At 52.9% G+C, this 25,428-nt stretch carries 21 protein-coding genes; 13 read left to right on the top strand and 8 right to left on the bottom strand.

Going from position 1 to position 25,428, the window contains the following annotated elements; all coding sequences use genetic code 11:
* Positions 1-63: 63 nt before the first annotated feature.
* Both GHC22_RS08485 and yegQ read left to right on the top strand, forming a co-directional pair.
* Positions 64-396, top strand: a complete 333-nt coding sequence (locus GHC22_RS08485; protein WP_048224506.1) for a YegP family protein — start codon at positions 64-66, stop codon at positions 394-396.
* A 159-nt stretch (positions 397-555) separates the two neighbouring features.
* Positions 556-1,917 (top strand): tRNA 5-hydroxyuridine modification protein YegQ, encoded by a 1,362-nt coding sequence (gene yegQ / locus GHC22_RS08480; RefSeq protein ID WP_043016896.1) that lies wholly within the window; start codon positions 556-558, stop codon positions 1,915-1,917.
* A 269-nt stretch (positions 1,918-2,186) separates the two neighbouring features.
* On the opposite strand, the gene clpA is transcribed toward yegQ, so the two are convergent.
* A complete protein-coding gene (clpA, locus tag GHC22_RS08475; RefSeq protein ID WP_003036804.1) occupies positions 2,187-4,463 on the bottom strand; it encodes an ATP-dependent Clp protease ATP-binding subunit ClpA in 2,277 nt (758 codons plus the stop codon).
* Positions 4,464-4,493: 30 nt separating this feature from the next.
* Entirely contained in the window at positions 4,494-4,814 is a 321-nt protein-coding gene (gene clpS, locus GHC22_RS08470; RefSeq protein WP_003036810.1) for an ATP-dependent Clp protease adapter ClpS, read from the bottom strand.
* Positions 4,815-5,137: 323 nt separating this feature from the next.
* Here clpS and cspD point away from each other — a divergent pair, with 323 nt between their 5' ends.
* Positions 5,138-5,362 carry a cold shock-like protein CspD gene (cspD, locus tag GHC22_RS08465; protein ID WP_003036813.1) on the top strand — a complete coding sequence of 75 codons (225 nt, stop codon included), beginning with the start codon at positions 5,138-5,140 and terminating at the stop codon, positions 5,360-5,362.
* A 74-nt stretch (positions 5,363-5,436) separates the two neighbouring features.
* Here the strand turns inward: cspD and macB are convergent, their stop codons facing one another.
* On the bottom strand, positions 5,437-7,383 hold the full coding sequence (gene macB / locus GHC22_RS08460) for a macrolide ABC transporter ATP-binding protein/permease MacB (protein WP_153752668.1): 1,947 nt from the start codon (positions 7,381-7,383) through the stop codon (positions 5,437-5,439).
* The gene (gene macA / locus GHC22_RS08455; protein ID WP_128612007.1) at positions 7,380-8,495 is read right to left on the bottom strand and encodes a macrolide transporter subunit MacA; all 1,116 of its coding nucleotides are present in this window, start codon (positions 8,493-8,495) and stop codon (positions 7,380-7,382) included. Before macA ends, macB begins: the two co-directional genes overlap by 4 nt.
* 159 nt (positions 8,496-8,654) lie before the next feature.
* On the opposite strand from macA, the gene GHC22_RS08450 reads away from it, so the two are divergent.
* Entirely contained in the window at positions 8,655-9,602 is a 948-nt protein-coding gene (locus tag GHC22_RS08450; RefSeq protein ID WP_153752667.1) for a VirK/YbjX family protein, read from the top strand.
* Here GHC22_RS08450 and GHC22_RS08445 read toward each other — a convergent pair.
* Positions 9,599-11,257, bottom strand: a complete 1,659-nt coding sequence (locus tag GHC22_RS08445) for an ATP-dependent endonuclease (RefSeq protein WP_003834292.1) — start codon at positions 11,255-11,257, stop codon at positions 9,599-9,601. The genes GHC22_RS08450 and GHC22_RS08445 overlap by 4 nt on opposite strands.
* Before the next feature lie 371 nt (positions 11,258-11,628).
* Between GHC22_RS08445 and aqpZ the strand changes: the two genes are divergently transcribed.
* The 5 genes from aqpZ to GHC22_RS08420 all read left to right on the top strand — a co-directional run bounded on the left by aqpZ (position 11,629) and on the right by GHC22_RS08420 (position 18,074).
* The gene (gene aqpZ / locus GHC22_RS08440; protein ID WP_003840208.1) at positions 11,629-12,324 is read left to right on the top strand and encodes an aquaporin Z; all 696 of its coding nucleotides are present in this window, start codon (positions 11,629-11,631) and stop codon (positions 12,322-12,324) included.
* Between the two features lie 267 nt (positions 12,325-12,591).
* Entirely contained in the window at positions 12,592-13,491 is a 900-nt protein-coding gene (locus GHC22_RS08435) for a lysine exporter LysO family protein (RefSeq protein ID WP_016150624.1), read from the top strand.
* A gap of 155 nt (positions 13,492-13,646) precedes the next feature.
* Positions 13,647-15,299, top strand: coding sequence for a hydroxylamine reductase (gene hcp, locus GHC22_RS08430; protein WP_008785224.1), 1,653 nt, complete (start codon positions 13,647-13,649; stop codon positions 15,297-15,299).
* Positions 15,300-15,309: 10 nt separating this feature from the next.
* Positions 15,310-16,278 carry an NADH oxidoreductase gene (hcr, locus tag GHC22_RS08425; protein WP_003027256.1) on the top strand — a complete coding sequence of 323 codons (969 nt, stop codon included), beginning with the start codon at positions 15,310-15,312 and terminating at the stop codon, positions 16,276-16,278.
* Positions 16,279-16,457: 179 nt separating this feature from the next.
* Positions 16,458-18,074 (top strand): FAD-NAD(P)-binding protein, encoded by a 1,617-nt coding sequence (locus tag GHC22_RS08420; protein WP_153752666.1) that lies wholly within the window; start codon positions 16,458-16,460, stop codon positions 18,072-18,074.
* A gap of 69 nt (positions 18,075-18,143) precedes the next feature.
* Here GHC22_RS08420 and GHC22_RS08415 read toward each other — a convergent pair whose 3' ends face one another.
* Entirely contained in the window at positions 18,144-18,578 is a 435-nt protein-coding gene (locus GHC22_RS08415) for a DoxX family protein (RefSeq protein WP_003834302.1), read from the bottom strand.
* 152 nt (positions 18,579-18,730) lie between these two features.
* On the opposite strand from GHC22_RS08415, the gene poxB reads away from it, so the two are divergent.
* The 4 genes from poxB (at position 18,731) to GHC22_RS08395 (ending at position 24,158) form a co-directional block, all read left to right on the top strand.
* On the top strand, positions 18,731-20,449 hold the full coding sequence (gene poxB / locus GHC22_RS08410; protein ID WP_032943955.1) for a ubiquinone-dependent pyruvate dehydrogenase: 1,719 nt from the start codon (positions 18,731-18,733) through the stop codon (positions 20,447-20,449).
* A gap of 155 nt (positions 20,450-20,604) precedes the next feature.
* The gene (gene ltaE, locus GHC22_RS08405) at positions 20,605-21,606 is read left to right on the top strand and encodes a low-specificity L-threonine aldolase (protein WP_153752665.1); all 1,002 of its coding nucleotides are present in this window, start codon (positions 20,605-20,607) and stop codon (positions 21,604-21,606) included.
* A gap of 10 nt (positions 21,607-21,616) precedes the next feature.
* Positions 21,617-23,047, top strand: coding sequence for an SDR family oxidoreductase (locus GHC22_RS08400; RefSeq protein ID WP_153752663.1), 1,431 nt, complete (start codon positions 21,617-21,619; stop codon positions 23,045-23,047).
* A 97-nt stretch (positions 23,048-23,144) separates the two neighbouring features.
* Entirely contained in the window at positions 23,145-24,158 is a 1,014-nt protein-coding gene (locus tag GHC22_RS08395; protein WP_003834312.1) for an NAD(P)-dependent oxidoreductase, read from the top strand.
* 91 nt (positions 24,159-24,249) lie between these two features.
* Here the strand turns inward: GHC22_RS08395 and GHC22_RS08390 are convergent, their stop codons facing one another.
* Positions 24,250-25,080 (bottom strand): N-acetylmuramoyl-L-alanine amidase, encoded by an 831-nt coding sequence (locus GHC22_RS08390; RefSeq protein ID WP_032943958.1) that lies wholly within the window; start codon positions 25,078-25,080, stop codon positions 24,250-24,252.
* The gene (locus GHC22_RS08385) at positions 25,077-25,400 is read right to left on the bottom strand and encodes a heavy metal-binding domain-containing protein (protein WP_001160725.1); all 324 of its coding nucleotides are present in this window, start codon (positions 25,398-25,400) and stop codon (positions 25,077-25,079) included. Before GHC22_RS08385 ends, GHC22_RS08390 begins: the two co-directional genes overlap by 4 nt.
* Positions 25,401-25,428: the final 28 nt, after the last annotated feature.

Below are 25,428 nucleotides of genomic sequence, written 5' to 3'. Positions count from 1 at the left end.
CTCTTTCTGACAATACTGTCGTCAATAACTGTTTGATATAAAACTTTTAATCAAGGAGTTCATATGGCTGGTTGGTTTGAATTAAGTAAGAGTAGCGATGATCAGTACCGCTTTGTTCTTAAAGCTGGGAACGGGGAAATAATCCTTACCAGTGAGCTTTACACTACAAAAGGCGCTGCAGAAAAAGGGATCGCATCTGTCCAGGCTAACAGCCCTCTGGATGAGCGTTATGAGAAAAAAACAGCGTCTAATGGCAAATTACATTTCAACCTGAAAGCTGCAAACCACCAGATTATTGGTAGCAGTCAACTGTATGCGAATGAACAGTCACGCGAGACCGGTATTGCTTCAGTTAAGACCAATGGTGTCAGTCAGACGATAAAAGATAAGACCTGATAATTACTCGCCCAGCTGGGTAACACAACGCTGTCGCCCGGCGTTTTTCTTTACCTGACTTCCTCGCAGCGCTACAATGCCCGTCCTTAATATGGGGGCACTCCCCTAACCGCCTCATTGAGTGAGGCGAGTCTGACCTGTCATCAGAACGAGAAAATTATGTTTAAACCGGAACTCCTTTCCCCGGCGGGAACGCTGAAAAACATGCGTTACGCTTTCGCCTATGGCGCAGACGCTGTGTATGCGGGCCAACCGCGTTACTCACTGCGCGTACGCAACAACGAATTCAACCACGAAAACCTGCAGCTCGGCATTAATGAAGCCCATGAACTGGGTAAAAAATTCTATGTGGTGGTTAACATTGCCCCACACAATGCCAAGCTGAAGACCTTCATTCGTGATCTGAAACCGGTGGTGGAAATGGGACCGGATGCACTGATCATGTCAGACCCTGGTCTGATTATGCTGGTGCGCGAAAACTTCCCTGACATGGACATTCACCTTTCAGTACAGGCTAACGCCGTAAACTGGGCGACGGTGAAATTCTGGAAGCAGATGGGGCTGACCCGCGTGATCCTCTCCCGCGAGCTGTCGCTGGAAGAAATCGAAGAGATCCGCACCCAGGTGCCGGATATGGAGCTTGAGATCTTCGTTCACGGCGCGCTGTGTATGGCCTACTCCGGCCGTTGCCTGCTTTCTGGCTATATCAACAAGCGTGACCCTAACCAGGGTACCTGCACCAATGCCTGCCGCTGGGAATACAACGTGCAGGAAGGCAAAGAAGACGTGGTGGGCAATATCGTACATAAGTACGAGCCTATCCCGGTACAAAACGTTGAGCCTACGCTGGGTATCGGCGCACCGACAGACAAAGTCTTTATGATTGAAGAAGCCCAGCGTCCGGGTGAGTATATGACCGCGTTCGAAGACGAACATGGCACTTACATCATGAACTCAAAGGATTTGCGTGCCATAGCCCACGTTGAACGCCTGACGCAGATGGGCGTGCATTCCCTGAAGATCGAAGGCCGCACCAAGTCATACTATTACTGTGCACGTACCGCGCAGGTCTATCGTAAAGCCATTGATGATGCCGCAGCCGGTAAACCGTTCGACCCGCAACTGCTCGAAACGCTGGAAGGTCTGGCGCATCGTGGTTACACCGAAGGGTTCCTGCGCCGCCATACGCATGACGACTATCAGAACTACGAATACGGCTTCTCTGTTTCCGAGCGTCAGCAGTTTGTCGGCGAGTTTACCGGCGAACGTAAAGGTGAACTGGCCGCCGTACTGGTGAAAAACAAATTCACCGTCGGCGACAGCCTGGAGCTGATGACCCCACAAGGCAACATCAACTTTACCCTCGAGCAGATGGAAAACGCGAAAGGCGAAGCCATGCCGGTTGCGCCGGGCGATGGTTACACCGTGTGGATGCCAGTACCAGAGGATATCGATCTGAATTATGCATTGTTGATGCGTAATTTTACCGGTGAGTCCACGCGCAACCCGCATGCTAAGTAGTTCATTACGGTTATTTTTCAGCGTTCGGAAGATTCTTAGAAATCGATCACATACCGTTGCGTTCATTAAGGGTATTATCCCCTCCGCTGAAAAACATAACCCATAAATGCTAGCTGTACCAGGAACCACCTCCTTAGCCTGCGTAATCTCCCTTACGCAGGCTTATTTTTTGCCTGCCGTTTAAACTCCCCCGAATATCCCATTTCAAATCACGATTATCAGGCGAAAAAAAACCGGGCATTACGCCCGGCTGATTAGGTGATTAAAGATTAATGTGCAGCTTCTGGCTTGTGCTTTTGCGCACTCTGGAAACCATAGGTCAGCTCATTTTTCTCTTTATCCAGCGCAACGGTCACCTGGCCACCATCCACCAGCGAACCGAACAGCAGTTCGTTAGCCAATGGTTTTTTCAGGTTATCCTGGACCACACGCGTCATTGGACGTGCGCCCATTGCGCGGTCGTAGCCTTTCTCTGCCAGCCAGTCACGTGCTTCCTGGCTCACTTCCAGAGAGACACCTTTCTGATCCAGCTGTACCTGAAGCTCGACGATAAACTTATCAACAACCTGATGAATCACCTCGGTAGAGAGATGATCAAACCAGATAATGTTGTCGAGACGGTTACGGAATTCCGGCGTAAACACTTTTTTGATTTCGCCCATTGCATCAGTACTGTTGTCCTGATGAATCAACCCAATCGATTTACGCTCAGTTTCACGCACACCAGCATTGGTGGTCATGACCAGCACCACGTTGCGGAAATCCGCTTTACGCCCGTTATTGTCGGTCAGCGTACCGTTATCCATCACCTGCAGCAGCAGGTTAAAGACATCCGGGTGCGCTTTTTCGATTTCATCCAGCAGCAGTACCGCATGCGGATGCTTAATAACAGCATCGGTCAGCAAACCGCCCTGATCGAAACCGACATACCCCGGAGGCGCACCAATCAGGCGGCTGACGGTGTGGCGTTCCATATATTCGGACATATCAAAACGCAGCAGTTCAATGCCGAGTGCTTTGGACAACTGCACCGTGACTTCGGTCTTACCGACGCCAGTTGGTCCGGCAAACAAGAACGAACCAACCGGTTTATGCTCGTGTCCCAGACCGGCACGGCTCATTTTGATCGCTTCAGTCAGCGCCTCAATGGCTTTATCCTGTCCGAATACCAGCATTTTCAGACGGTTGCCCAGGTTTTTCAGCGTGTCGCGATCGCTCTGCGAAACGCTCTTCTCCGGGATCCGCGCAATGCGGGCCACAACGGACTCGATATCCGCCACGTTGACGGTTTTCTTGCGCTTGCTGACCGGCATCAGACGCGCACGCGCGCCCGCCTCATCGATCACGTCGATCGCTTTATCCGGCAGATGACGATCGTTAATGTATTTCACCGCCAGTTCGACCGCTGCACGCACCGCTTTGGCGGTATAGCGGACATCATGGTGCGCTTCGTATTTTGGCTTCAGACCGTTGATTATCTGTACGGTCTCTTCTACCGATGGCTCAGTGACATCAATTTTCTGGAAACGGCGCGCTAACGCACGGTCCTTTTCAAAGATATTGCTGAATTCCTGATAGGTTGTGGACCCTATCACACGGATCTTACCGCTGGAGAGCAGCGGCTTGATCAGGTTAGCCGCATCCACCTGGCCGCCCGATGCCGCACCCGCACCGATAATGGTGTGGATCTCATCGATAAACAGAATACTGTTAGTATCCTGTTCCAGCTGTTTCAGCAGCGCCTTAAAGCGTTTCTCAAAATCACCGCGATATTTGGTGCCAGCCAACAGCGAGCCGATATCCAGGGAGTAAAGGGTGCAATCAGCCATGATTTCAGGCACATCACCCTGGACGATACGCCAGGCGAGGCCTTCAGCAATGGCGGTTTTACCGACACCAGACTCTCCCACCAGCAACGGGTTATTTTTTCTGCGACGGCACAGTACCTGAATGGCGCGCTCCAGCTCTTTGTCCCGGCCAATGAGCGGATCAATTCCGCCCACTCGGGCAAGCTGGTTAAGGTTAGTCGTGAAGTTTTCCATACGGTCCTCCCCGCCAGCTTGCTCTTCGTTATTTGGCTGATTCCCAGAGTCAGAAGACTGACTGGGTTCGTCTTTGCGCGTGCCATGAGAAATAAAATTCACCACATCAAGGCGGCTCACTTCATGCTTACGCAGCAGATAAGCCGCCTGAGATTCCTGCTCGCTGAAGATAGCGACCAGCACATTTGCGCCGGTAACTTCATTACGCCCGGAGGACTGAACATGAAAGACCGCGCGTTGCAGTACACGCTGAAAACTCAACGTTGGCTGCGTGTCGCGTTCTTCCTCACTGGCAGGCAATACAGGTGTGGTCTGTTCAATGAAGGCTTCGAGTTCCTGACGGAGCGCCACCAGATCCACAGAACACGCTTCCAGCGCTTCGCGGGCCGATGGGTTACTGAGCAACGCCAGTAACAAGTGCTCGACGGTCATAAACTCATGTCGGTGCTCGCGCGCTCTGGCGAAAGCCATGTTTAAACTGAGTTCCAGTTCTTGATTGAGCATAGGCACCTCCCCCAATGTTTATGCCTGCATTCAGGCTTTTTCCAGCGTACACAGCAACGGATGCTCGTTCTCCCTCGCATATTTGTTCACCATCGCTACTTTGGTTTCAGCCACTTCGGCAGTGAACACACCGCAGATAGCTTTGCCTTGATAGTGAACTGCAAGCATCAGTTGCGTTGCACGTTCTACATCATAAGAAAAGAATTTTTGTAACACGTCAATAACAAACTCCATCGGAGTGTAATCATCATTGACTAATATCACTTTATACATAGATGGCGGTTTTAGCGCGTCGCGCAATTTGTCTTCCGCCAGCAGATCGAAATCCAGCCAGTCGTTCGTCTTACCCATTGTCAGTCGTCATCTTCAGTTACGGTTTCCGGCAGAAAATCTTGCCGCTGACAAGCAGCCTATGCGCACAATCAATCTACCTCAAGTATTAGATAACTATCATCTATTAGTGCCATCCGCGACATCTGTCACATAACCGACAATAGCGTTAACTGCTTCAAATTTTGATGCATTTTTACCCTATTCCGTCTGCATGGCGCTTGACGCCCCGCCTGATTTCTCTAAATTGTAGTCTCGAGAGTTGGCGAGGTTTTGAACAGCCCCCACTCCGCCACCGGTTCATTCCATCTTACTTATATAAGATTTACGAAGGATGTCGAAGTATGGAAACGGGTACTGTTAAGTGGTTCAACAACGCCAAAGGGTTTGGTTTCATTTGCCCCGAAGGCGGCGGCGAAGATATTTTCGCCCATTACTCCACCATTCAGATGGATGGTTACAGAACGCTAAAAGCCGGACAGTCTGTCCAGTTTGATGTCCACCAGGGGCCAAAAGGCAATCATGCCAGTGTCATCGTGCCTGTCATTGAAGCAGAAGCTGTCGCATAGCTCTTCTGTCTCATTGTGTACATCCCGCAGTCAAAATGCCAGCCCTTGCGGCTGGCATTTTTATCTCTGTGGCATTATTCCCGCGCCAGAGCATCTACCGGATCCAGACGTGCCGCATTCCGCGCCGGTAGCCAGCCAAACAACACACCGGTTGCAGTCGAACACAGAAACGCCGTCAACAGCGCGACGGGTGAGAATCCAATTTCCCAGCCCGGCAGAAATAGCTGTAGCGTAAAAGCGATCAGCATCGACAGGCTAATGCCCAACGCGCCGCCAACCAGACACACCAACACTGCTTCAATTAAGAACTGTTGCAGCACGTCACTGGCGCGAGCGCCAACCGCCATACGAATGCCAATCTCACGCGTTCGTTCGGTTACCGAAACCAGCATAATATTCATCACGCCAATCCCACCGACCACCAGCGAAATCACCGCCACCAGCGTCAGGAAGAGTTGTAATGTACGTGTGGTCTTTTCGGCGGTTTTCAAGATGCCGTCCATATTCCAGGTGAAGAAATCCTTCTTACCGTGGCGCAACGTCAACAGTCGGGTCAGTTGCTGTTCGGCCTGGGCACTGTCAAAACCATCCTTCACTCGCACGGTGATCGAGTTCAGCCACGACTGTCCCATAATGCGCCCGGACATAGTGCTATAAGGCAGCCAGACTCGCAGGATCTTGCTACTGCCAAACATCGACTGTTTCTCTTCTGCAACACCAATCACCGTGGCAGGCATATTCCCCACCAGCACGACTTCGCCAACAACTTTCGCTTTATTGGGGAACAACTGACGACGGGTATTGCTGTCGAGCACCACCACCTGAGCGCGCCCCGCCAGTTGCTCGGCGTTAAAGGTGGTCCCTTCGCTAAATGTCATGCCATAGACGTTGAAATAGTCGCCGCTAACGCCATTAGCACTGGCAGCAACGTCGATATTGCCATAGCGTAACCGCAGGTTCTTCGACACCGCAGGCGTTACTGAACTGACCCAGGGCTGCTTCTGTAGCGCCGTCAAATCGTCATACTTCAACGCCTGTTGATATTGCGGATCGTCGTCGCCGAAGTCTTTGCCTGGATAGATATCAATGGTGTTAGTACCAATAGCGCGAATATCTGCCAGTACCAGTTGTTTAGCCGCATCGCCTACCACCACGATCGATACCACCGAAGCAATACCGATAATGATCCCAAGCATGGTCAGTAGCGTACGCATCTTATTCGCGGCCATTGCCAGCCAGGCCATGGTAAGCGCTTCACGAAAACCGCTGACAAACTGGCTCCAGCCGGATGCCGTTTTCACCGTTGGCTCCGCGATATCGCGTCCGCCAGAGGGTTTCTGTGGCGGTGGATTGCGCACAATCTCGCCGTCACGAATTTCAATGACCCGTTCGGCCTGCGCGGCGACCTGGCTGTCGTGAGTAACGATAATTACCGTATGCCCGCGATCGCGCAGCTGATGCAAAATCGCCATCACCTCTTCGCCGGAATGGCTATCCAGTGCACCGGTGGGTTCGTCGGCAAGAATAACCTGCCCCCCGTTCATCAGCGCACGCGCGATACTGACCCGCTGCTGCTGACCACCGGAAAGCTGGGAAGGTTGATAGTCAACCCGGTCACCCAACCCCAGCCGCTGGAGTAATTCCTGCGCACGCGCCAGGCGCTGCTTACGTTCAGTGCCCGCGTAGACCGCCGGTACCTCAACGTTTTGTGCGGCGGTTAAATGCGACAGCAGGTGATAGCGCTGGAAGATAAAACCAAAATGCTCACGACGCAGTTGCGCTAGCGCATCGCTATCCAGCGTAGAGACATCACGTCCGGCAACGCGATACGTACCGCTGGTTGGCTTATCCAGACAGCCGAGAATGTTCATCAGCGTCGATTTACCCGAACCCGACGCCCCGACAATCGACACCATTTCCCCGGCCTGAATGCTCAAGGATACGTCCTTCAACACCTCAACCTGGCCTTCGCCTGACGGATAGCTGCGGCGGATATGGCTCAGCTCAAGCAATGCTGTCATTTTGCAGCTCCAGCGTTGCCCTCACCGGTAATGACTTCATCCCCCTCTTCCAGCCCTTTCACGATCTCCACATCGGTGTCATTACGCGCGCCGATAACCACTTCACGTTCGCGGGTTTCGCCGTTACGCAGCAACCTGACGTTATAACGATTATTGCCGATAGGATCGCCCAGCGCCGACAGCGGGATCGTCAGGACATTTTTGACATCAGTGAGCTGGATATGGACCTGCGCGGTCATATCCAGGCGCAGGATCCCTTTCGGGTTGGGAACTTCGAAGCGGGCATAGTAGAAAATCGCATCATTCACTTTCTCTGGCGTCGGGAGAACATCTTTGAGCTTACCTTCGTAGCGCGTCTGCGGATCGCCCAGCACGGTAAACCAGGCCTTTTGCCCCGGATGCAGGTGAATTACATCAGCCTCAGAAACCTGCGCTTTCACCAGCATGGTGCTCATATCCGCCAGGGTCAGAATGTTAGGTGCTTGCTGGGCGGCAATAACGGTTTGCCCCTGCAGGGTAGTAATTTGTGTTACTTCGCCAGCCATTGGCGCAACGATGCGGGTGTAATCAAGGTTGGTTTTCGCCGTATCGAGAGAGGCCTGATTACGCTTAATTTGCGCGTCAATTGTGCCAATTTGCGCCTGTTTGACCGCCATTTCGGTGGCCGCCGTGTCGAGATCCTGCTGTGAAACGGCCTGAGTTTTCGCCAGCTGTTGTTGGCGGGAGAGAGTGACCCGCGCCAGCTTCCACTCAGCTTCGGCTTGTAAACGCTGGGCGCGCAATTCCATTAGCGTCGCTTCAACCTCTTTGATTTGGTTTTGCGCCTGTTCAGGATCGATAACACCGAGCAACTGATCTTTTTTCACTTTATCGCCAATCGCGACCGACAGCGTTTTTAACTGCCCGCTGACCTGCGCCCCGACGTCAACTTTACGCAGCGCATCCAGCTTACCGGTCGCCAGCACGCTTTGCTGCAGATCGCCAGGACGAACAATTAATGTTTGATACTGAGGTAAAGGCGCATTAAGCGTTCGCCAAAGTGCAATTGCCGCCACAATAAGGATGACGGCGAACAGAAAATAGCGTTTTTTGATTTTTCCCTTGAGCTTCATAAATGTCCCAATTCCCCCAATACGCCCACCAGAGTGGAGTGCTAAACATCAACGTTAAATAAATCGCCGTTGAAAAGCGCAAGAATAACAGAGTTATTGATGAATGGTTAAGATCCGCTGTGCTGAAATTAGTACAAAGGTATCAATCGGATTTATATTATGAGCCAGCTAACTGAAAGCACTTTTCTTTCCACCAAACCAGTCACGCGTTTTGGCCTTTTTTTCAGCCTGAGCAGCGGTCATTTACGGCCCGCACATTGCTGGGATAAACGGAGCTTTCGTCGTAAGTTTATCTGGCGTTCATTATTGATACCCCGCCTCACTCAGGAATGGATGACTGAACTGGCCCAATGGCCGGATCTTGGCCCCCTGCTCGCCCGTCAACCCCGACTGCCGGTTCGTTTGCACCGTCCTTATCTTGCGGCAAACTTCTCCCGCAAAATGCGTTTAGATGCGGTGCGTTTTCATTACCATTTTATCCGCCACGCATTCTTACCCGCTGAATTTAACGCCTTATTAAGCAATGACGGCTTACATCTGGCGCAAACTGAAGGTAAAGACGGCGATATATTTACCATCACCATGATGATGTTTCCGGTACTGGATAAAGAGGGTGAAGCCACCATTCAGGTGCGCAATGGTGGCGGAGACGTGCTAACTAAAATGACGTTTACGTTCTGCGAATATAATGGGAAAAGGACATTATTTATTGGCGGTGTGCAGGGCAATGCGCAACTACCGCACGAAGCAATCCAAAAAGCGACGAAGTCCTGCCATGGAATTTTCCCAAAACGTATTGTGATGGAAACCATTTGCCGTTTAGCCGAACAGTTGAATATTGAAAAAGTTATGGCTGTAAGTAATGAACAGCATATCTTTCGCAGTCAACGCTACCACGATAAAAACAAGGTGATCCATTCTGACTACAACGCTTTTTGGGAGTCGGTTGGCGGTGAGTGCGACAGCAACGGGTACTATCATATTCCGCGCACGCTGGCGCGAAAAAGCGAGGCGGATATTGCGAGCAAAAAACGCGCAGAATACCGCCGCCGCTATCAGCTACTGGACAGAATCCATTCGCAGCTGTCGTCGATGTTTCGCCACTAATCCGCTCTGCCGCGTGCCAGCCACAGCACGCGGGAAAACATTTTTCGCAGCAGCGTTGGCACCGCATCAACACCCCGCCGCCCGGCTTCCATCGCCACCTCAATGGCCAAATCCGGTTTTGACGAACGATGTATCGCCTTGGAGATTATTTTGCGCATATTCATAGGCACATTCTCAGGGATTTGCGCCACCCGGTGAAAGACGTCAGCAAATCCCTGGCGATACATAAAGTGTTCCATATCCAGCGCGGGGAGCATGGTCAAATGCTCACGCTCTTCCTCTCTGTCGTCATTCAATAAGCTACGTACCGTGGCCGCGTACTTTTTCCCGGCTTCATCGCCATCGACCAGCACATGCCACTCTATCCCCATCCGGCGGGCGAATTTAACCAGCGGCTTAAGACCGGACTGGGCAAATTCAATGACTTTAATCCCTTCTGCATCAAAGTGATGTCCGCACTGGCGGGCCAGTTCGTTAATAACCCAGGTTTCCGTTTCACCTTCCACCAGCAGCCAGCAGCGGGCAAACAACGATGACGCACGATTAAAACGAATATGAAATGCGATTCGCCGACCATCTTCTGCACTGATCCCACCCGGCCCCAGCCGCCAGGCAGCGACGCGGGATGATTCACGTACCAGACGAACAACATGCTCAACAGGCGTAAGGGACAGCAGCTCACCGGAGTTGGTGGTCGCCACTCGCTGCAGAGGCAGTAAATTCAACAAGTGCCAGGCCACCGACAGCATGATGGGATGTAAACGCGTTTCCGGATCTTCCACCAGCAGTAAAGGTCGGGCGTCTTTATCGAGCCTTAGCGTGCCTTTGGCCTGCAACAAGGTCGAAAACAGGCCCAACAGAATAACCCGGTGCGTACGTCCGCCGGGTTTATCAATCATGCGGTTAATAATGTCCAGATAGCGCCAGCTTCGTTGTTCGTTATTGGAGCGACGGCGCATCAGACGGTAGCGGGACTGGCCAGCCCCCTGCTCGGAAAAATAGTGCTCCAACAACTGAACCATGGCCGATAACCCCTGGCGGATCTGCCCGTCAGTCAGGTTTTGCGGCCGGGTAGCCAGCTCACGCGCCAGAAAATCCAGTTGGCGGGCGGTGACTTCGACATCCGCCGAGTCCGGCACGGTACCGTTGCGGATCCGTCGCATGAATCGCGCGTCGCGCAGACGCAGTACCGGCATCAGACGCACAAGGTGGCGCGCCTGATCGTTAATGTCATCGAGAGGTAATGGATGGCCGTCGCCGTCAAGAAAACTGCGCAAGGTCAGAACGCTACCGTCATCCGCACACTCGCCTTCCAGGCGATAAAAAATGCGGTGATAGCCATCCTGGCACGGCGTCCAGCTGGCTTCCAGAGGACGATAGCGACGCACCCGGTGACGACCAGGTTGGGATTCACGAAACGTCAGGATAATGTGCAGGTGGTGTTCCCGGCCCTGTATATCACCCGGCGGGAACCAGAAATCCTCGCGGACAAAATGATACAAGTCTGACTCCGGCGACAGCAGCAGGGTCAAGGCATCCAGCAGACTGGATTTACCCCACGCGTTCTCCCCAATCAGCACGTTGCTCTGCTCCAGCATCAACGACAGACGGTTAATACCACGAAATCCAACAATCTCAACGCGTTCGAGAATCATATAGCCTCCGGAAATGCTAACTTTTTCCTTCAAGTTATCAGGAGTATAACGGCAAGCGAGCGCTCAGGACACCCGATATCAATCTGGCGTGAATCGCAAAAGCAAAAAAAACAAGAATATTCTTCTTATGTTTTCTCCTGAATATAATTTCAGAACTTAATCATCGTCCTTTCGCTAATTGAACTATGCTTCATTCACCCAAGATTCAAAAAGGAATCGCAACATATTGCCTTAAATCAAATTTTTTCATCAATTTAACTGGCGAAGGGATGATATTTTTTTCTAAAATACCCGCTCTTTCATCATCGTCCCTTTTAGCGATGAATTACCGGGTAAGGAACACGAACCCGGAACTTTTAATTGAGGTGGTTATGTTCAGGAAATTAGCAGCTGAATTCTTCGGTACGTTTTGGCTCGTTTTTGGTGGGTGCGGTAGTGCAGTGCTGGCAGCCGCATTCCCGGAATTGGGAATTGGATTTGCCGGTGTCGCGCTGGCATTCGGCCTGACAGTATTAACCATGGCATTCGCTGTGGGTCATATTTCAGGTGGGCATTTTAACCCGGCGGTAACCTTCGGTTTATGGGCTGGCGGTCGTTTCCCGGCAAAAGATGTTATTGGTTACGTTATTGCTCAGGTTGTGGGCGGTATTGTTGCAGCTGCGGCACTGTATCTTATTGCCAGCGGTAAAGCAGGTTTTGATGCAACGGCCAGTGGTTTTGCTTCGAACGGCTTTGGTGAACATTCACCAGGCGGTTATTCTATGCTTTCTGCCGTCGTCATTGAAATTATTCTGACCGCAGGTTTCTTATTAGTGATCCACGGCGCGACCGATAAACATGCTCCGGCAGGTTTTGCACCTATCGCAATTGGTCTGGCGTTAACACTGATTCACTTGATCAGTATTCCGGTCACCAACACCTCCGTAAACCCGGCGCGTAGTACCGCAGTAGCCATTTTCCAGGGCGGCTGGGCATTGCAACAATTGTGGTTCTTCTGGGTCATGCCGATTATCGGTGGGGTTCTCGGCGGTCTTATTTACCGCACCCTGCTGGAAAAACGCGATTAATCGCTAACAAAAAGGCCTGGCGAAAGTCAGGCCTTTTTTTCCTCTCTATATTTCCTTTTATTTGCAACTTTACTCCCCTCTTTGCATTGAGTAGTGTGTATACCCGTTATACTTCAAGTTGCAGATGTGTTGACTGCGCTCGCTCCCCCCAGTCACGTACTTATGTACGCTCCCGGGGATTCACTCCCTTGCCGCCTTCCTGCAACTTGAATTATTTAGGTTATAGTGACGCATTTCGTCTTACTTCTCAGCAAGGATCTGGTTTTCATGTTTTCAGGGCTGTTAATCATTCTGGTTCCCCTTATTGTGGGCTACCTTATTCCGCTCCGGCACAGGACTGCATTACAACTTATCAATCGCCTGTTAAGCTGGATCGTCTACCTTATTCTCTTTTTTATGGGTATTAGCCTGGCGTTTCTGGATAATCTCGCCAGCAACCTGTTAGCCATTCTTCATTATTCTGCGGTCAGCGTGACGGTCATTATACTGTGTAATATTGCGGCGCTGTTCTGGCTGGAGCGTTCGCTGCCCTGGAGACACAACCACAAGCAAGAAAAGCTCCCCTCGCGAATTGCAATGGCGCTTGAGTCGCTTCAGCTTTGCGGCGTCGTCGTCATCGGTTTCCTGCTCGGCCTCACTGGGCTTCCCATTCTGCAGCATGCCACCGAAGCCAGCGAATATACGTTAATCTTTTTACTGTTCCTGGTGGGGATTCAACTGCGCAACAGCGGCATGACCTTAAAGCAAATTGTGTTGAACCGTCGGGGGATGATCGTGGCCGTCGTCGTCGTCGCCAGTTCGATGCTGGCGGGGGTTATCAATGCCTTGATCCTCGGTCTACCGCTGAAAACCGCGCTGGCTATGGCATCAGGTTTTGGCTGGTATTCCCTATCCGGTATTCTGTTAACCGAATCGTTCGGGCCCGTAATTGGTAGTGCCGCCTTCTTTAACGACCTGGCCCGTGAGCTGATCGCCATCATGTTGATTCCAGGAATGGTGGGCCGCAGCCGCTCTACCGCGCTGGGATTATGCGGCGCGACATCAATGGATTTCACCCTGCCCGTTTTACAACGCAGCGGCGGTCTGGAAATGGTCCCGGCAGCCATCGTCCACGGCTTTATTCTGAGTCTGTTAGTGCCTCTGCTAATGGCGTTTTTCTCCGCCTGACGCCGGGACAAATACCTCTCTGGCGGTAGTCAGCTACCGCCAAAATTGCGCTAAATCAATCTCCCTGCAAGTAGTAGCAGAAATCCCTTTTATCCCTTCGCGTACAGGCATAATCTTAAACATGTATATTAAATATAACTTTAAAAGGTGTGACCATGTTTTGTGTGCAATGTGAACAAACCATCCGTACTCCGGCAGGAAACGGCTGCTCTTACGCGCAGGGTATGTGCGGTAAAACGGCTGAAACCTCCGATTTGCAGGATCTGCTGATTGCTTCCCTACAAGGTCTGTCTGCATGGGCTGTTAAAGCACGTGAATACGGCATCATCGACCATGAGGTTGATAACTTTGCTCCGCGTGCATTCTTCTCCACGCTGACTAACGTTAACTTCGATTCCCCGCGTATTGTTGGCTATGCCCGTGAAGCTATCGCCATGCGCGACGCCCTGAAAGCGCAATGCCTGAACATCGACGCGAACGCAGCGGTCACCAACCCGATGGCCGATCTGCAACTAGTCAGCGACGATCTGGGCGACCTGCAACGTCAGGCCGCTGAATTTACCCCGAACAAAGACAAAGCAGCCATTGGCGAGAACATTCTCGGCCTGCGTCTGCTGTGTCTGTACGGCCTGAAAGGTGCGGCAGCTTACATGGAGCACGCGCACGTTCTCGGTCAGTACGACAACGAAATCTACGCTCAGTACCACAAAATCATGGCATGGCTGGGTACCTGGCCTGCCGATATGAACGCTCTGCTGGAGTGTTCAATGGAAATCGGCCAGATGAACTTCAAAGTGATGAGCATTCTGGACGCCGGTGAAACCACCAAATACGGTCACCCAACCCCGACTCAGGTCAACGTAAAAGCAACCGAAGGTAAGTGCATCCTGATCTCCGGTCACGACCTGAAAGATCTGTACAACCTGCTGGAGCAGACCGAAGGTACTGGTGTTAACGTTTATACCCACGGTGAAATGCTGCCGGCGCACGGCTACCCGGAACTGCGTAAGTTCAAGCACCTGATCGGTAACTACGGCAGCGGCTGGCAGAACCAGCAGGTAGAGTTTGCCCGCTTCCCAGGTCCGATCGTCATGACCTCTAACTGCATCATCGACCCGACCGTTGGCGCGTACGACGACCGTATCTGGACCCGTAGCATCGTCGGTTGGCCGGGTGTGAGCCACCTCGAAGGCGACAACTTCGGTCCGGTTATCGCTCAGGCACAGCAGATGGCTGGCTTCCCGTACAGCGAAATCCCGCACCTGATCACCGTAGGTTTCGGTCGTCAGACCCTGCTGGGCGCTGCTGATACCCTGATCGACCTGGTGAGCCGCGAAAAACTGCGTCACATCTTCCTGGTTGGCGGTTGTGACGGTGCACGTGGTGAACGTAACTACTTCACCGACTTCGCCACCAGCGTGCCGGATGACTGCCTGATCCTGACCCTTGCTTGCGGTAAATACCGCTTCAACAAACTGGAGTTCGGCGATATCGAAGGCCTGCCGCGTCTGGTGGATGCTGGTCAGTGTAACGATGCTTACTCTGCCATCATCCTGGCGGTAACCCTGGCTGAGAAACTGGGCTGTGGCGTGAACGATCTGCCACTGTCTCTGGTGCTCTCCTGGTTCGAACAGAAAGCGATTGTTATTCTGCTGACCCTGCTGTCTCTGGGCGTGAAAAACATTGTCACTGGCCCGACTGCACCTGGTTTCTTCACACCGGATTTGCTGGCAGTTCTCAACGAGAAATTTGGTCTGCGTTCCGTGACCACCGTTGAAGAAGACATGAAGCAACTGCTGAGCGCGTAAGGAGTAAAGAATGACAATGCCAACTCATCAGTGCCCATGGCGGATGCAGGTTCACCACATCCATCAGGAAACGCCGGATGTATGGACAATTTCGTTGCTATGCCACGATTATTATCCTTACCGCGCCGGGCAGTATGCACTGGTCAGCGTACGTAATTCAGCGGATACGCTGCGTGCTTACACCATTTCTTCAACGCCGGGCGTTAGCGAGTACATCACGTTGACCATCCGCCGGATTGACGATGGCGCAGGTTCACAGTGGCTAACCCGCGACGTGAAGCGCGGCGACTATATCTGGCTGTCGGATGCAATGGGTGAGTTCACCTGTGAAGATAAAGCGGAAGACAAGTTCCTGATGCTGGCCGCCGGCTGTGGTGTCACGCCAATCATGTCAATGCGTCGCTGGTTGGCAAAGTACCGCCCACAAGCGGATGTACAGGTAATCTTTAACGTTCGCTCGCCGCAAGATGTCATTTTTGCCGACGAGTGGCGCGAATATCCGGTGACATTAGTTGCTGAAAACAATGCCACAGAAGGTTTTGTTTCCGGCCGACTGACGACTGAACTGCTGAAAAGCGTACCGGATCTGACCTCGCGTACCGTGATGACCTGTGGCCCGGCACCGTATATGGATCTGGTCGAGAAAGAAGTCAAAGCGCTGGGTGTGACGCGCTTCTTTAAAGAGCAGTTCTTCACACCTGTTGCCGAAGCCGCCACCAGTGGCCTGAAGTTTACCAAGCTACAGCCGGCGAAAGAGTTCTACGCGCCGGTGGGCAGTACGCTGCTGGAAGCGCTGGAAAGCAACAAGGTTCCGGTTGTCGCCGCATGCCGTGCAGGCGTTTGCGGCTGCTGCAAAACCAAAGTGGTTGACGGTAACTACACGGTCAGCAGCACCATGACGCTGACCGACGCAGAAATCGCTGAAGGTTATGTGCTGGCTTGTTCCTGTCATCCGCAGGGTGATTTAGTGCTGGCGTAATTGGCCGGTATCTGATGTGCAATAGGCTGCCTGGCTGTACCGGGTGGCCTTTTTTTATGCTGTCAGGCGTTGCAAAATTCTGATGTTTTCACTCTCCCCGCAAATTATCGACCACACTTACCCTGCGCAGATTAAACATAATCCCTGACTACCACGTCGAACTTTCTACAAGGATCCCCATGAAAAAAGTGGCCATTGTCGGCGTCGGTCCCACCGGGATTTATACGTTTCATGCCCTGGTTGAGCGCGGTGAACCGCTGGAAATAGAGCTTTACGAGCAAGCTGAAGAGGCGGGCGTTGGCATGCCTTACAATAGCGATAACAACGCAGACCACATGCTGGCAAATATAGCCAGCATTGAGATTCCACCGATTTATATCAACTATCTGACATGGCTTCAGAATCAAAGTGATGACTATCTGGCCCAGTTTCAGATTGAACGCGCGTCTTTGCATGAGCGGCAATTTTTGCCCCGCGTGATCCTCGGCGACTATTATCGCGATCGTTTCTTAGCCATTGTCGAGAAAGCGCAACAAGCCGGTTTCACGATTCGCGTACATGAATCAAGCGAAGTCACCGACCTGCAAGCGACCCAGAATGGGGTTTCTTTGTGGATCAACCACGCGTCGCAGCCCGTTGAGGTGGATTTCGCCGCTATCGCCACTGGTCATCTGTGGCCTGAAACGGATGCTCAGGCGCGCAAGTTTTTCCCCAGTCCGTGGACCGGTCTGATGGACGCGCGGATTGGTGCTTGCCGGGTAGGGATTCTGGGCACCTCGCTAAGCGCTATCGACGCCGCGATGGCTGTGGCCAGTCAGCATGGCACCTTCACTACCAATACCGACCATTCACTGCAATTCACACCTAAATCCGACAGTCAAAACCTGAAGCTGACCCTGATGTCGCGCAGCGGGGTACTGCCTGAAGCGGATTTTTACTGCCCCCTTCCGTATGAATCGCTGAATATCGCGACGCCAGAAGCAATTGAAGATGCCATTGCCTATGGACAAAACGGATTACTGGACCGCATCTTTCAGCTTATGGCGCAACAACTGCAAGACGCAGCGCCAGGCTGGTGCCAACAGGTGGCGCTTGCGACGCTTAACGCCGACACGTTCCCCGAAGTCTATTTCGCCGACAGGCTCAGACATGACCCTTTTGACTGGGCGAGACGTAACCTGGTAGAAGTTGAGCGCAACAAGCAAAAACAACATACCGTCGCCTGGCGCTATACCTTGCTGCGCCTGCACGAGGTTATCGAGGAGATAGTCCCTCATCTTGATACCCGCGACGAAAAACGTTTCAGGTGCGGACTGGCGCGGGTATTTATTGATAACTATGCGGCAATCCCGTCAGAGTCAGTTCGCCGACTGCTGGCGCTGCACGAAGCCGGGCTGATTGAGATCCTCGCGCTTGGCACAGATTATGAGCGTATGAATGAACAGGAAATGACGGTAATTTCCCACCACGGTCAGCGCAGCGAATTTGATGTGTTTATTGACGCCCGAGGACAACGGGCATTGCAGAGCAAAGATATCCCGTTCCCAACGCTACGCGATCAACTGCTGGCCTGTGGCGATGAGATCCCGGATATCGGCGAAGATTACACGCTGCAAGCGCCGGAAAACGCCCGCAATCGCATCGCTTTTGGCGGGCTGCCGTGGTTGATGCACGATCGTCCGTTTATTCAGGGACTGGTGGTCAGCGCTGAAATAGGCGCCGCGATGGCAAGGGCATTGACGCAGCGAGCGCTGAGACGTCGGCACAAACTATGGAACAGTGACGACATAGAGTAGCGACAAATTGAACGACGAGGCGGAGCAATGCTACGCTTTCCCGCCTCGGTATAGACTCTCAGATGGTAACTATCGCCAGGCAGAATTCCCGGCAACGGAGTAACGCCCCGCCCCCAAAAACGCCACGGCCAGCGCGCCGATGAAGAAATAAACCAGACTTTCAATCGCCCATGCACCGGTTTTATCCAGTGTCCAGGTTTCGCCCATCCCGACCATCAGCCATGCCACAACCATCGTAAACGCCAGCCCCAACGCCGCCGGACGCGTCAGGATGCCAAGAATAATCAGGCACGGTGCCACGACCTCTCCCAACAGAACTCCATACGCAATAAAGCCTGGGAAACCTTTCGCTATCAACATACCGCTGATGCCATCAATACCCGCAAAGAGTTTATGCAGCCCATGAAACAGCATCAGCCCACCGACGGCAAAGCGTAACAATAACTTGCCAAAATCTTCGTGAGTCAGTACTCGGTTAACTGAATTTAATAGTTTTATAACCATTTGAATTTATTCCTTGTTTCACCATGTCCAAAACAAACTACGCTTAATGCAGGTTAAATGAAACCTGCCGGAAATAAGGGGGAAATGAGAAGCATAACTATTATCTTCATCTAAACTTGTAACCGGTATCACATTAGAGGAGAAGGAAAACCATGAAACAAACGGTTGCCGCTTTTATTGCTAAAACACTCGAACAGGCTGGCGTAAAACGCATTTGGGGTGTAACGGGTGACTCACTTAATGGTCTGAGTGACAGCCTGAATCGTATGGGAACAATTGACTGGATGCCAACCCGTCATGAAGAGGTTGCAGCCTTCGCTGCGGGCGCTGAAGCGCAGTTGACGGGCGAACTGGCCGTCTGCGCAGGCTCGTGCGGGCCAGGCAACCTGCACCTGATCAACGGGCTGTTTGATTGTCACCGTAACCACGTCCCGGTACTGGCAATCGCCGCGCATATTCCCTCCAGTGAAATAGGCAGCGGTTATTTTCAGGAGACCCACCCGCAAGAGTTGTTCCGCGAATGTAGCCACTATTGCGAGCTGGTTTCCAGCCCAGAACAGATCCCACAGGTGCTGGCAATTGCCATGCGTAAGGCGGTGCTCAACCGTGGCGTTTCCGTGGTGGTTTTACCCGGTGACGTGGCGCTAAAACCTGCACCTGAAAGCGCCACCACGCACTGGTATCATGCGCCGCTCCCGGTGGTGACTCCACAAGAAGAAGAGCTGAGAAAACTGGCGCAACTGCTGCGCTACTCCAGCAATATCGCCCTGATGTGCGGTAGTGGCTGCGCCGGTGCGCATAAAGAGCTGGTTGAGTTTGCGGCTAAAATTAAAGCGCCGATTGTTCACGCCCTGCGTGGTAAAGAGCATGTTGAGTACGATAACCCCTATGATGTGGGTATGACCGGGCTGATTGGCTTTTCATCCGGCTTCCATACCATGATGAATGCCGACACGCTGATCCTGCTTGGCACCCAGTTCCCCTATCGCCCGTTCTACCCCACCGACGCCAAAATTATTCAGATTGATATCAATCCGGCAAGCATTGGCGCGCACAGTAAAGTGGATATGGCGCTGGTAGGCGATATTAAATCCACTCTCCGTGCCCTACTGCCTCTGGTGGAAGAGAAAACCGAGCGGCAATTCCTGGACAAAGCGCTGGAGCACTATCGCGAGGCGCGCAAAGGGCTGGATGATTTAGCCAAACCCAGCGATAAAGCCATTCACCCGCAGTATCTAGCGCAACAGATCAGCCACTTTGCCGCTGACGATGCCATCTTTACCTGCGACGTTGGTACGCCAACGGTGTGGGCAGCACGCTATCTGAAAATGAACGGCAAACGTCGTCTGCTCGGATCGTTTAACCACGGGTCGATGGCGAATGCCATGCCGCAGGCACTCGGCGCACAAGCCACAGAACCAGGACGCCAGGTTGTAGCAATGTGCGGTGACGGCGGCTTTAGCATGCTGATGGGAGACTTTCTGTCGGTTGTCCAGATGAAGCTGCCGGTGAAGATTATTGTCTTCAACAACAGCGTACTGGGATTTGTCGCAATGGAGATGAAAGCGGGCGGTTATCTGACCGATGGCACTGAACTGCACGACACCAACTTCGCGCGGATTGCCGAAGCCTGCGGCATTACAGGCATTCGCGTGGAAAAATCCTCAGAGGTTGATGAAGCGCTACAAAGGGCGATGTCGATTGACGGCCCGGTGCTGGTCGATGTGGTCGTGGCGAAAGAAGAGCTGGCGATCCCGCCGCAGATCAAACTCGAACAGGCCAAAGGTTTTAGCCTGTATATGCTGCGTGCAATCATCAGTGGACGCGGTGATGAAGTGATCGAACTGGCGAAAACGAACTGGCTCAGGTAAAACATCCTTATTAAATCACACACAAAATCATTCATGATGCATCAAGGCGGCTAGCCCGAAAATCCCCAGGAGCATAGGTATACTATGTGACTGGGGTTTAAGGGTGCGGCCAACGCCGAGGCAGCCTGAAGGATGAAGTGTAATAAGGAGACACCATGATTGATTTACGCAGTGATACCGTCACCCGGCCGAGTCGCGCCATGCTGGAAGAGATGATGGCAGCCCCGGTCGGGGATGACGTGTATGGAGACGACCCTACCGTTAACGCCCTCCAGCAATACGCCGCAGAGCTTTCTGGTAAAGAAGCCGCTATTTTCTTACCTACCGGTACTCAGGCTAACCTGGTGGCGCTGCTCAGCCATTGTCAGCGTGGCGAAGAGTACATTGCCGGCCAGGGCGCGCATAACTATCTCTACGAAGCAGGTGGCGCAGCGGTGCTCGGTAGCATTCAACCGCAACCTATCGACGCCGCACCGGATGGTTCCCTGCCTCTGGACAAAGTAGCTGCAAAAATCAAAGTGGACGATATCCATTTTGCCCGCACCCGCTTGCTCAGCCTGGAAAATACCCACAACGGCAAAGTGCTGCCGCGCGAGTATCTGAAAGACGCCTGGGAATTCACCCGTGAGCGTAATCTTGCCCTGCACGTCGACGGCGCACGTATTTTTAACGCCATCGTCGCCTACGGCTGTGAGCTGAAAGAGATCACGCAATACTGCGACTCGTTCACCATTTGTCTCTCCAAAGGTTTGGGGACGCCGGTAGGCTCACTGTTGGTCGGCAGCCACGAGTACATCAAACGCGCTATTCGCTGGCGCAAAATGACCGGCGGCGGAATGCGTCAGGCTGGGATTCTGGCTGCAGCCGGACTGTATGCGTTGAAAAATAACGTGGCGCGTTTGCAGGAAGATCATGACAACGCCGCCTGGATGGCGGAACAGCTGCGCGAAGCAGGCGCAGACGTCATGCGCCACGACACCAATATGCTTTTTGTTCGCGTTGGCGAAGAGCACGCTGCCGCGCTGGGCGAGTATATGAAAGCGCAAGGTGTGCTGATTAACGCCTCCCCGATTGTGCGCCTGGTGATGCACCTGGACGTATCACGTGAACAACTTGCTGAAGTCGTCGCCCACTGGCGCGCTTTTTTAACCCAATAAGGAGATGGGCGTGCCGCAACGGATTTTGGTTCTTGGCGCCAGTGGCTACATTGGTCAGCATTTGGTACAGGCGCTCAGTCAGCAAGGGCACCAGGTGTTGGCTGCGGCACGTCGCATTGAACGGCTGGAAAAGCAGCAACTGGCCAATGTCAGTTGCCACAAGGTCGATTTGAATTGGCCAGATAACCTCACCCCGCTGCTGACGGGTGTTGATACGGTTTATTATCTGGTTCATGGTATGGGCGAAGGCGGTGATTTTATTGCCCACGAACGTCAGGTGGCGATGAACGTGCGCGATGCGCTGCGTAATACGCCAGTTAAACAGCTTATTTTCCTGAGCTCATTGCAGGCTCCCCGGCATGAACAATCCGATCATCTGCGTGCGCGACAGATAACCGCAGACACCCTGCGCGAGTCAGGCGTGCCAATGACGGAATTGCGCGCGGGCATTATCGTGGGGGCTGGTTCCGCTGCTTTTGAAGTCATGCGCGATATGGTTTACAACCTACCGGTTCTCACCCCTCCACGCTGGGTACGCTCGCGTACCACGCCTATCGCGCTGGAGAATTTAATGTACTATCTGGTGGCATTGTTGGAAAATCCCACACCACATCACCGCGTCCTCGAAGCCGCCGGGCCGCAGGTGTTGAGCTATCAGGAACAGTTCGAGCATTTTATGGCGGTCAGCGGTAAACATCGCCTGCTCATCCCCATCCCCTTCCCTACCCGCTGGATTTCGGTCTGGTTTTTGAACGTCATTACGTCAGTGCCGCCAACCACGGCCAAAGCGCTGATCCAGGGCTTAAAACACGACCTGCTGGCCGATGACACCGAATTACGTGCGCTGATCCCACAAAAACTGATTGCCTTTGATGACGCCGTGCGCAGCACGTTGAAGGAAGAAGAGAAGCTGGTCAACTCCAGCGACTGGGGTTACGACGCACAGGCGTTTGCCCGCTGGCGTCCAGAATATGGCTATTTCGCCAAACAAGCTGGCTTTAGCGTTGAAACCTCTGCCAGCACAAAAGCGCTGTGGCAGGTTGTGAATCGACTCGGCGGCAAAGAAGGCTATTTCTTTGGCAATATTCTATGGAAGACGCGCGCGGCGTTGGACCTGCTGGTCGGCCATAAGCTGGCAAAAGGTCGCCCCGAACACCCACTATTGCAAGTTGGCGACACCGTTGATAGCTGGAAAGTCATCATCGTTGAGCCGGAGAAACAGCTGACGCTGCTGTTTGGGATGAAAGCGCCGGGACTGGGTCGCCTGAGCTTCACACTGGAAGATAAAGGTGACCACCGATGCATTGATGTACGCGCGTGGTGGCATCCGCACGGTATGCCTGGCCTCTTCTACTGGCTGTTGATGATCCCCGCCCACCTGTTCATTTTCAGGGGGATGGCGAAGCGTATAGCCAAACTTGCAGAACAAATCACAGACTAATGATAAAAAGAGCCTGTATTCTTTCATGTTTCCCATTGCATACAGGCGTAATTCACGGAAGAATGCGCACGACGTTTTTTAAACACAGTGGATTGATATGAAGGTACTGGTTACCGGAGCCACCAGCGGCTTGGGCCGAAACGCGGTTGAGTTTTTATGCAGCAAAGGCGTCAGCGTCAGAGCCACCGGTCGCAACGAAGCGATGGGCAAGCTGCTGGAGAAAATGGGCGCAGAGTTTGTGCATGCGGATTTGACCGAGCTGGTTTCTTCGCAGGCAAAAGTGATGCTGGCCGGCATTGACACGCTGTGGCACTGCTCCAGTTTCACCTCTCCATGGGGAACTCAGGAAGCTTTTGATCTGGCCAACGTTCGTGCTACCCGCCGTCTGGGCGAGTGGGCCGTAGCCTGGGGTGTACGTAACTTTATTCATATCTCCTCTCCGTCGCTGTATTTTGATTATCACCATCATCGCGATATCAAAGAAGACTTCCGTCCCCATCGCTTCGCCAACGAATTCGCCCGCAGCAAAGCGGCTGGTGAAGAGGTGATTGCGCTGCTCGCCCAGGCCAACCCGCAGACTCGCTTTACCGTCTTGCGCCCACAAAGCTTGTTCGGACCTCACGATAAAGTCTTTATTCCCCGCCTCGCCCATATGATGTACCACTACGGCAGCATCCTGTTGCCGCATGGCGGGAGTGCGCTGGTGGATATGACCTATTACGAGAACGCAGTTCACGCGATGTGGCTGGCGAGTCAGGAAGCCTGCGATAAGCTGCCGTCGGGTCGCGCGTACAATATAACCAATGGTGAACATCGCACCCTGCGCAGTATTGTGCAGAAACTTATCGACGAGCTGAATATTGATTGCCGTATCCGCTCTGTGCCCTACCCGATGCTGGACATGATTGCCCGCAGCATGGAGCGCTTAGGCAATAAATCGGCGAAAGAGCCAAAGCTTACGCATTACGGCGTTTCGAAGCTAAATTTTGACTTTACGCTGGATACCAGCCGCGCCCAGGAAGAGTTAGGTTATCAGCCCGTTGTGACGCTGGATGAAGGGATTGAGCGTACCGCGGCCTGGCTGCGCGACCACGGTAAGCTGCCGCGTTAGGCTGATAGCCATTGCAGGGTGGCGCCACAAAAACCTGCCAAATTAACCGTAGGCCTGATAAGCGAAGCGCCATCAGGCATTGGTGTCTGCGTTAACCCTGCCCGTATTTCTCCAGTAACGCTTCGGCAATCGCCTGCGTTTCCGCATCCGCCACGCCATTCCACAATGTCGGGCGGAAGTGCATCTGGAACGCCATAATCACCCGCTGCTGTTCACGCGGCGTCATCTCGGGTTTTACCTCATAGCCATAGCGTGACAGCAGATCGAGCAATGACGCGGTTTCTACCGGCGTATGGGGCGCTCGTCCGGCGAGATAAAATGCCACACGCTGAGCATCCGGCCATGCGCCAATGCCCTGAGCGGCCAGTGCTTGCCACGGAAACAGCGGACCGGGATCGTCCTTACGCTGCGGCGCAATGTCTGCATGAGCAACCACGTTTTGCGGTTTTATGTCGTAGCGGGCGATGATATCTTTCGCCAATGGGATTAACGCCTGAATCTGCGCGGGCTCAAACGGCGCAAAATACTTGCTGCCCGCTGATTTTTGCCAGCCGCGGTTTTCCAGCTCAATACCAATTGAGGTATCGTTAATACGCGTAGCGCCGCGCCAGAAGCTAATCCCCGCATGCCAGGCCAGATCTTTTTCCGGCACCAGTTGCCAGATACGTGGTTTACCATGGTAAAGCGGCGGCACTGCGGGGATCAAATAGTGTGAACTGACGTTTTTATCGGTCAGCGTAGCCAGGGAAGAGTCAAAATCATCGGCCGTGTAATGGATAACCAGTACTTTAATGCGTGGATAAGCAGCCTGGGCCTGACGGCGGGTATCTAACTGATACCCGTCTTTGTCGACAATCCCTTTTTCGCCAGCACATCCCACCAGCAACAGCGTAAATGCCAGCAGACACAACAGACGTTTCATCGGCGAGTTTTCACCGCGGTACCGCTGACGCTCACCATCAGCATGCTACCGTCTTTGCCTACGGTTTCGTAATCGATATCGATACCGACCACCGCATCAGCACCCAGCGCTTTCGCCTGTTCGCCCAGCTCCTGAAAAGCAATTTCACGCGCTTTACGCAGCTCTTTTTCATACGCGCCGGAGCGACCGCCGACAATATCGCGAATACCGGCAAAAAAATCGCGGAAGATATTCGCGCCTAAAATGGCTTCACCGGTAACAACACCGCAGTACTCCACGATGCTCTGTCCTTCCAGCGTAGGGGTTGTCGAAAACTGCATCATTAATCTCCTTTTTGCGCTAAGAGCA

Source organism: Citrobacter sp. H12-3-2 (assembly GCF_009649895.1).
GTDB lineage: Bacteria > Pseudomonadota > Gammaproteobacteria > Enterobacterales > Enterobacteriaceae > Citrobacter > Citrobacter portucalensis.
This window is presented reverse-complemented; position numbering and strand designations above follow the sequence as displayed.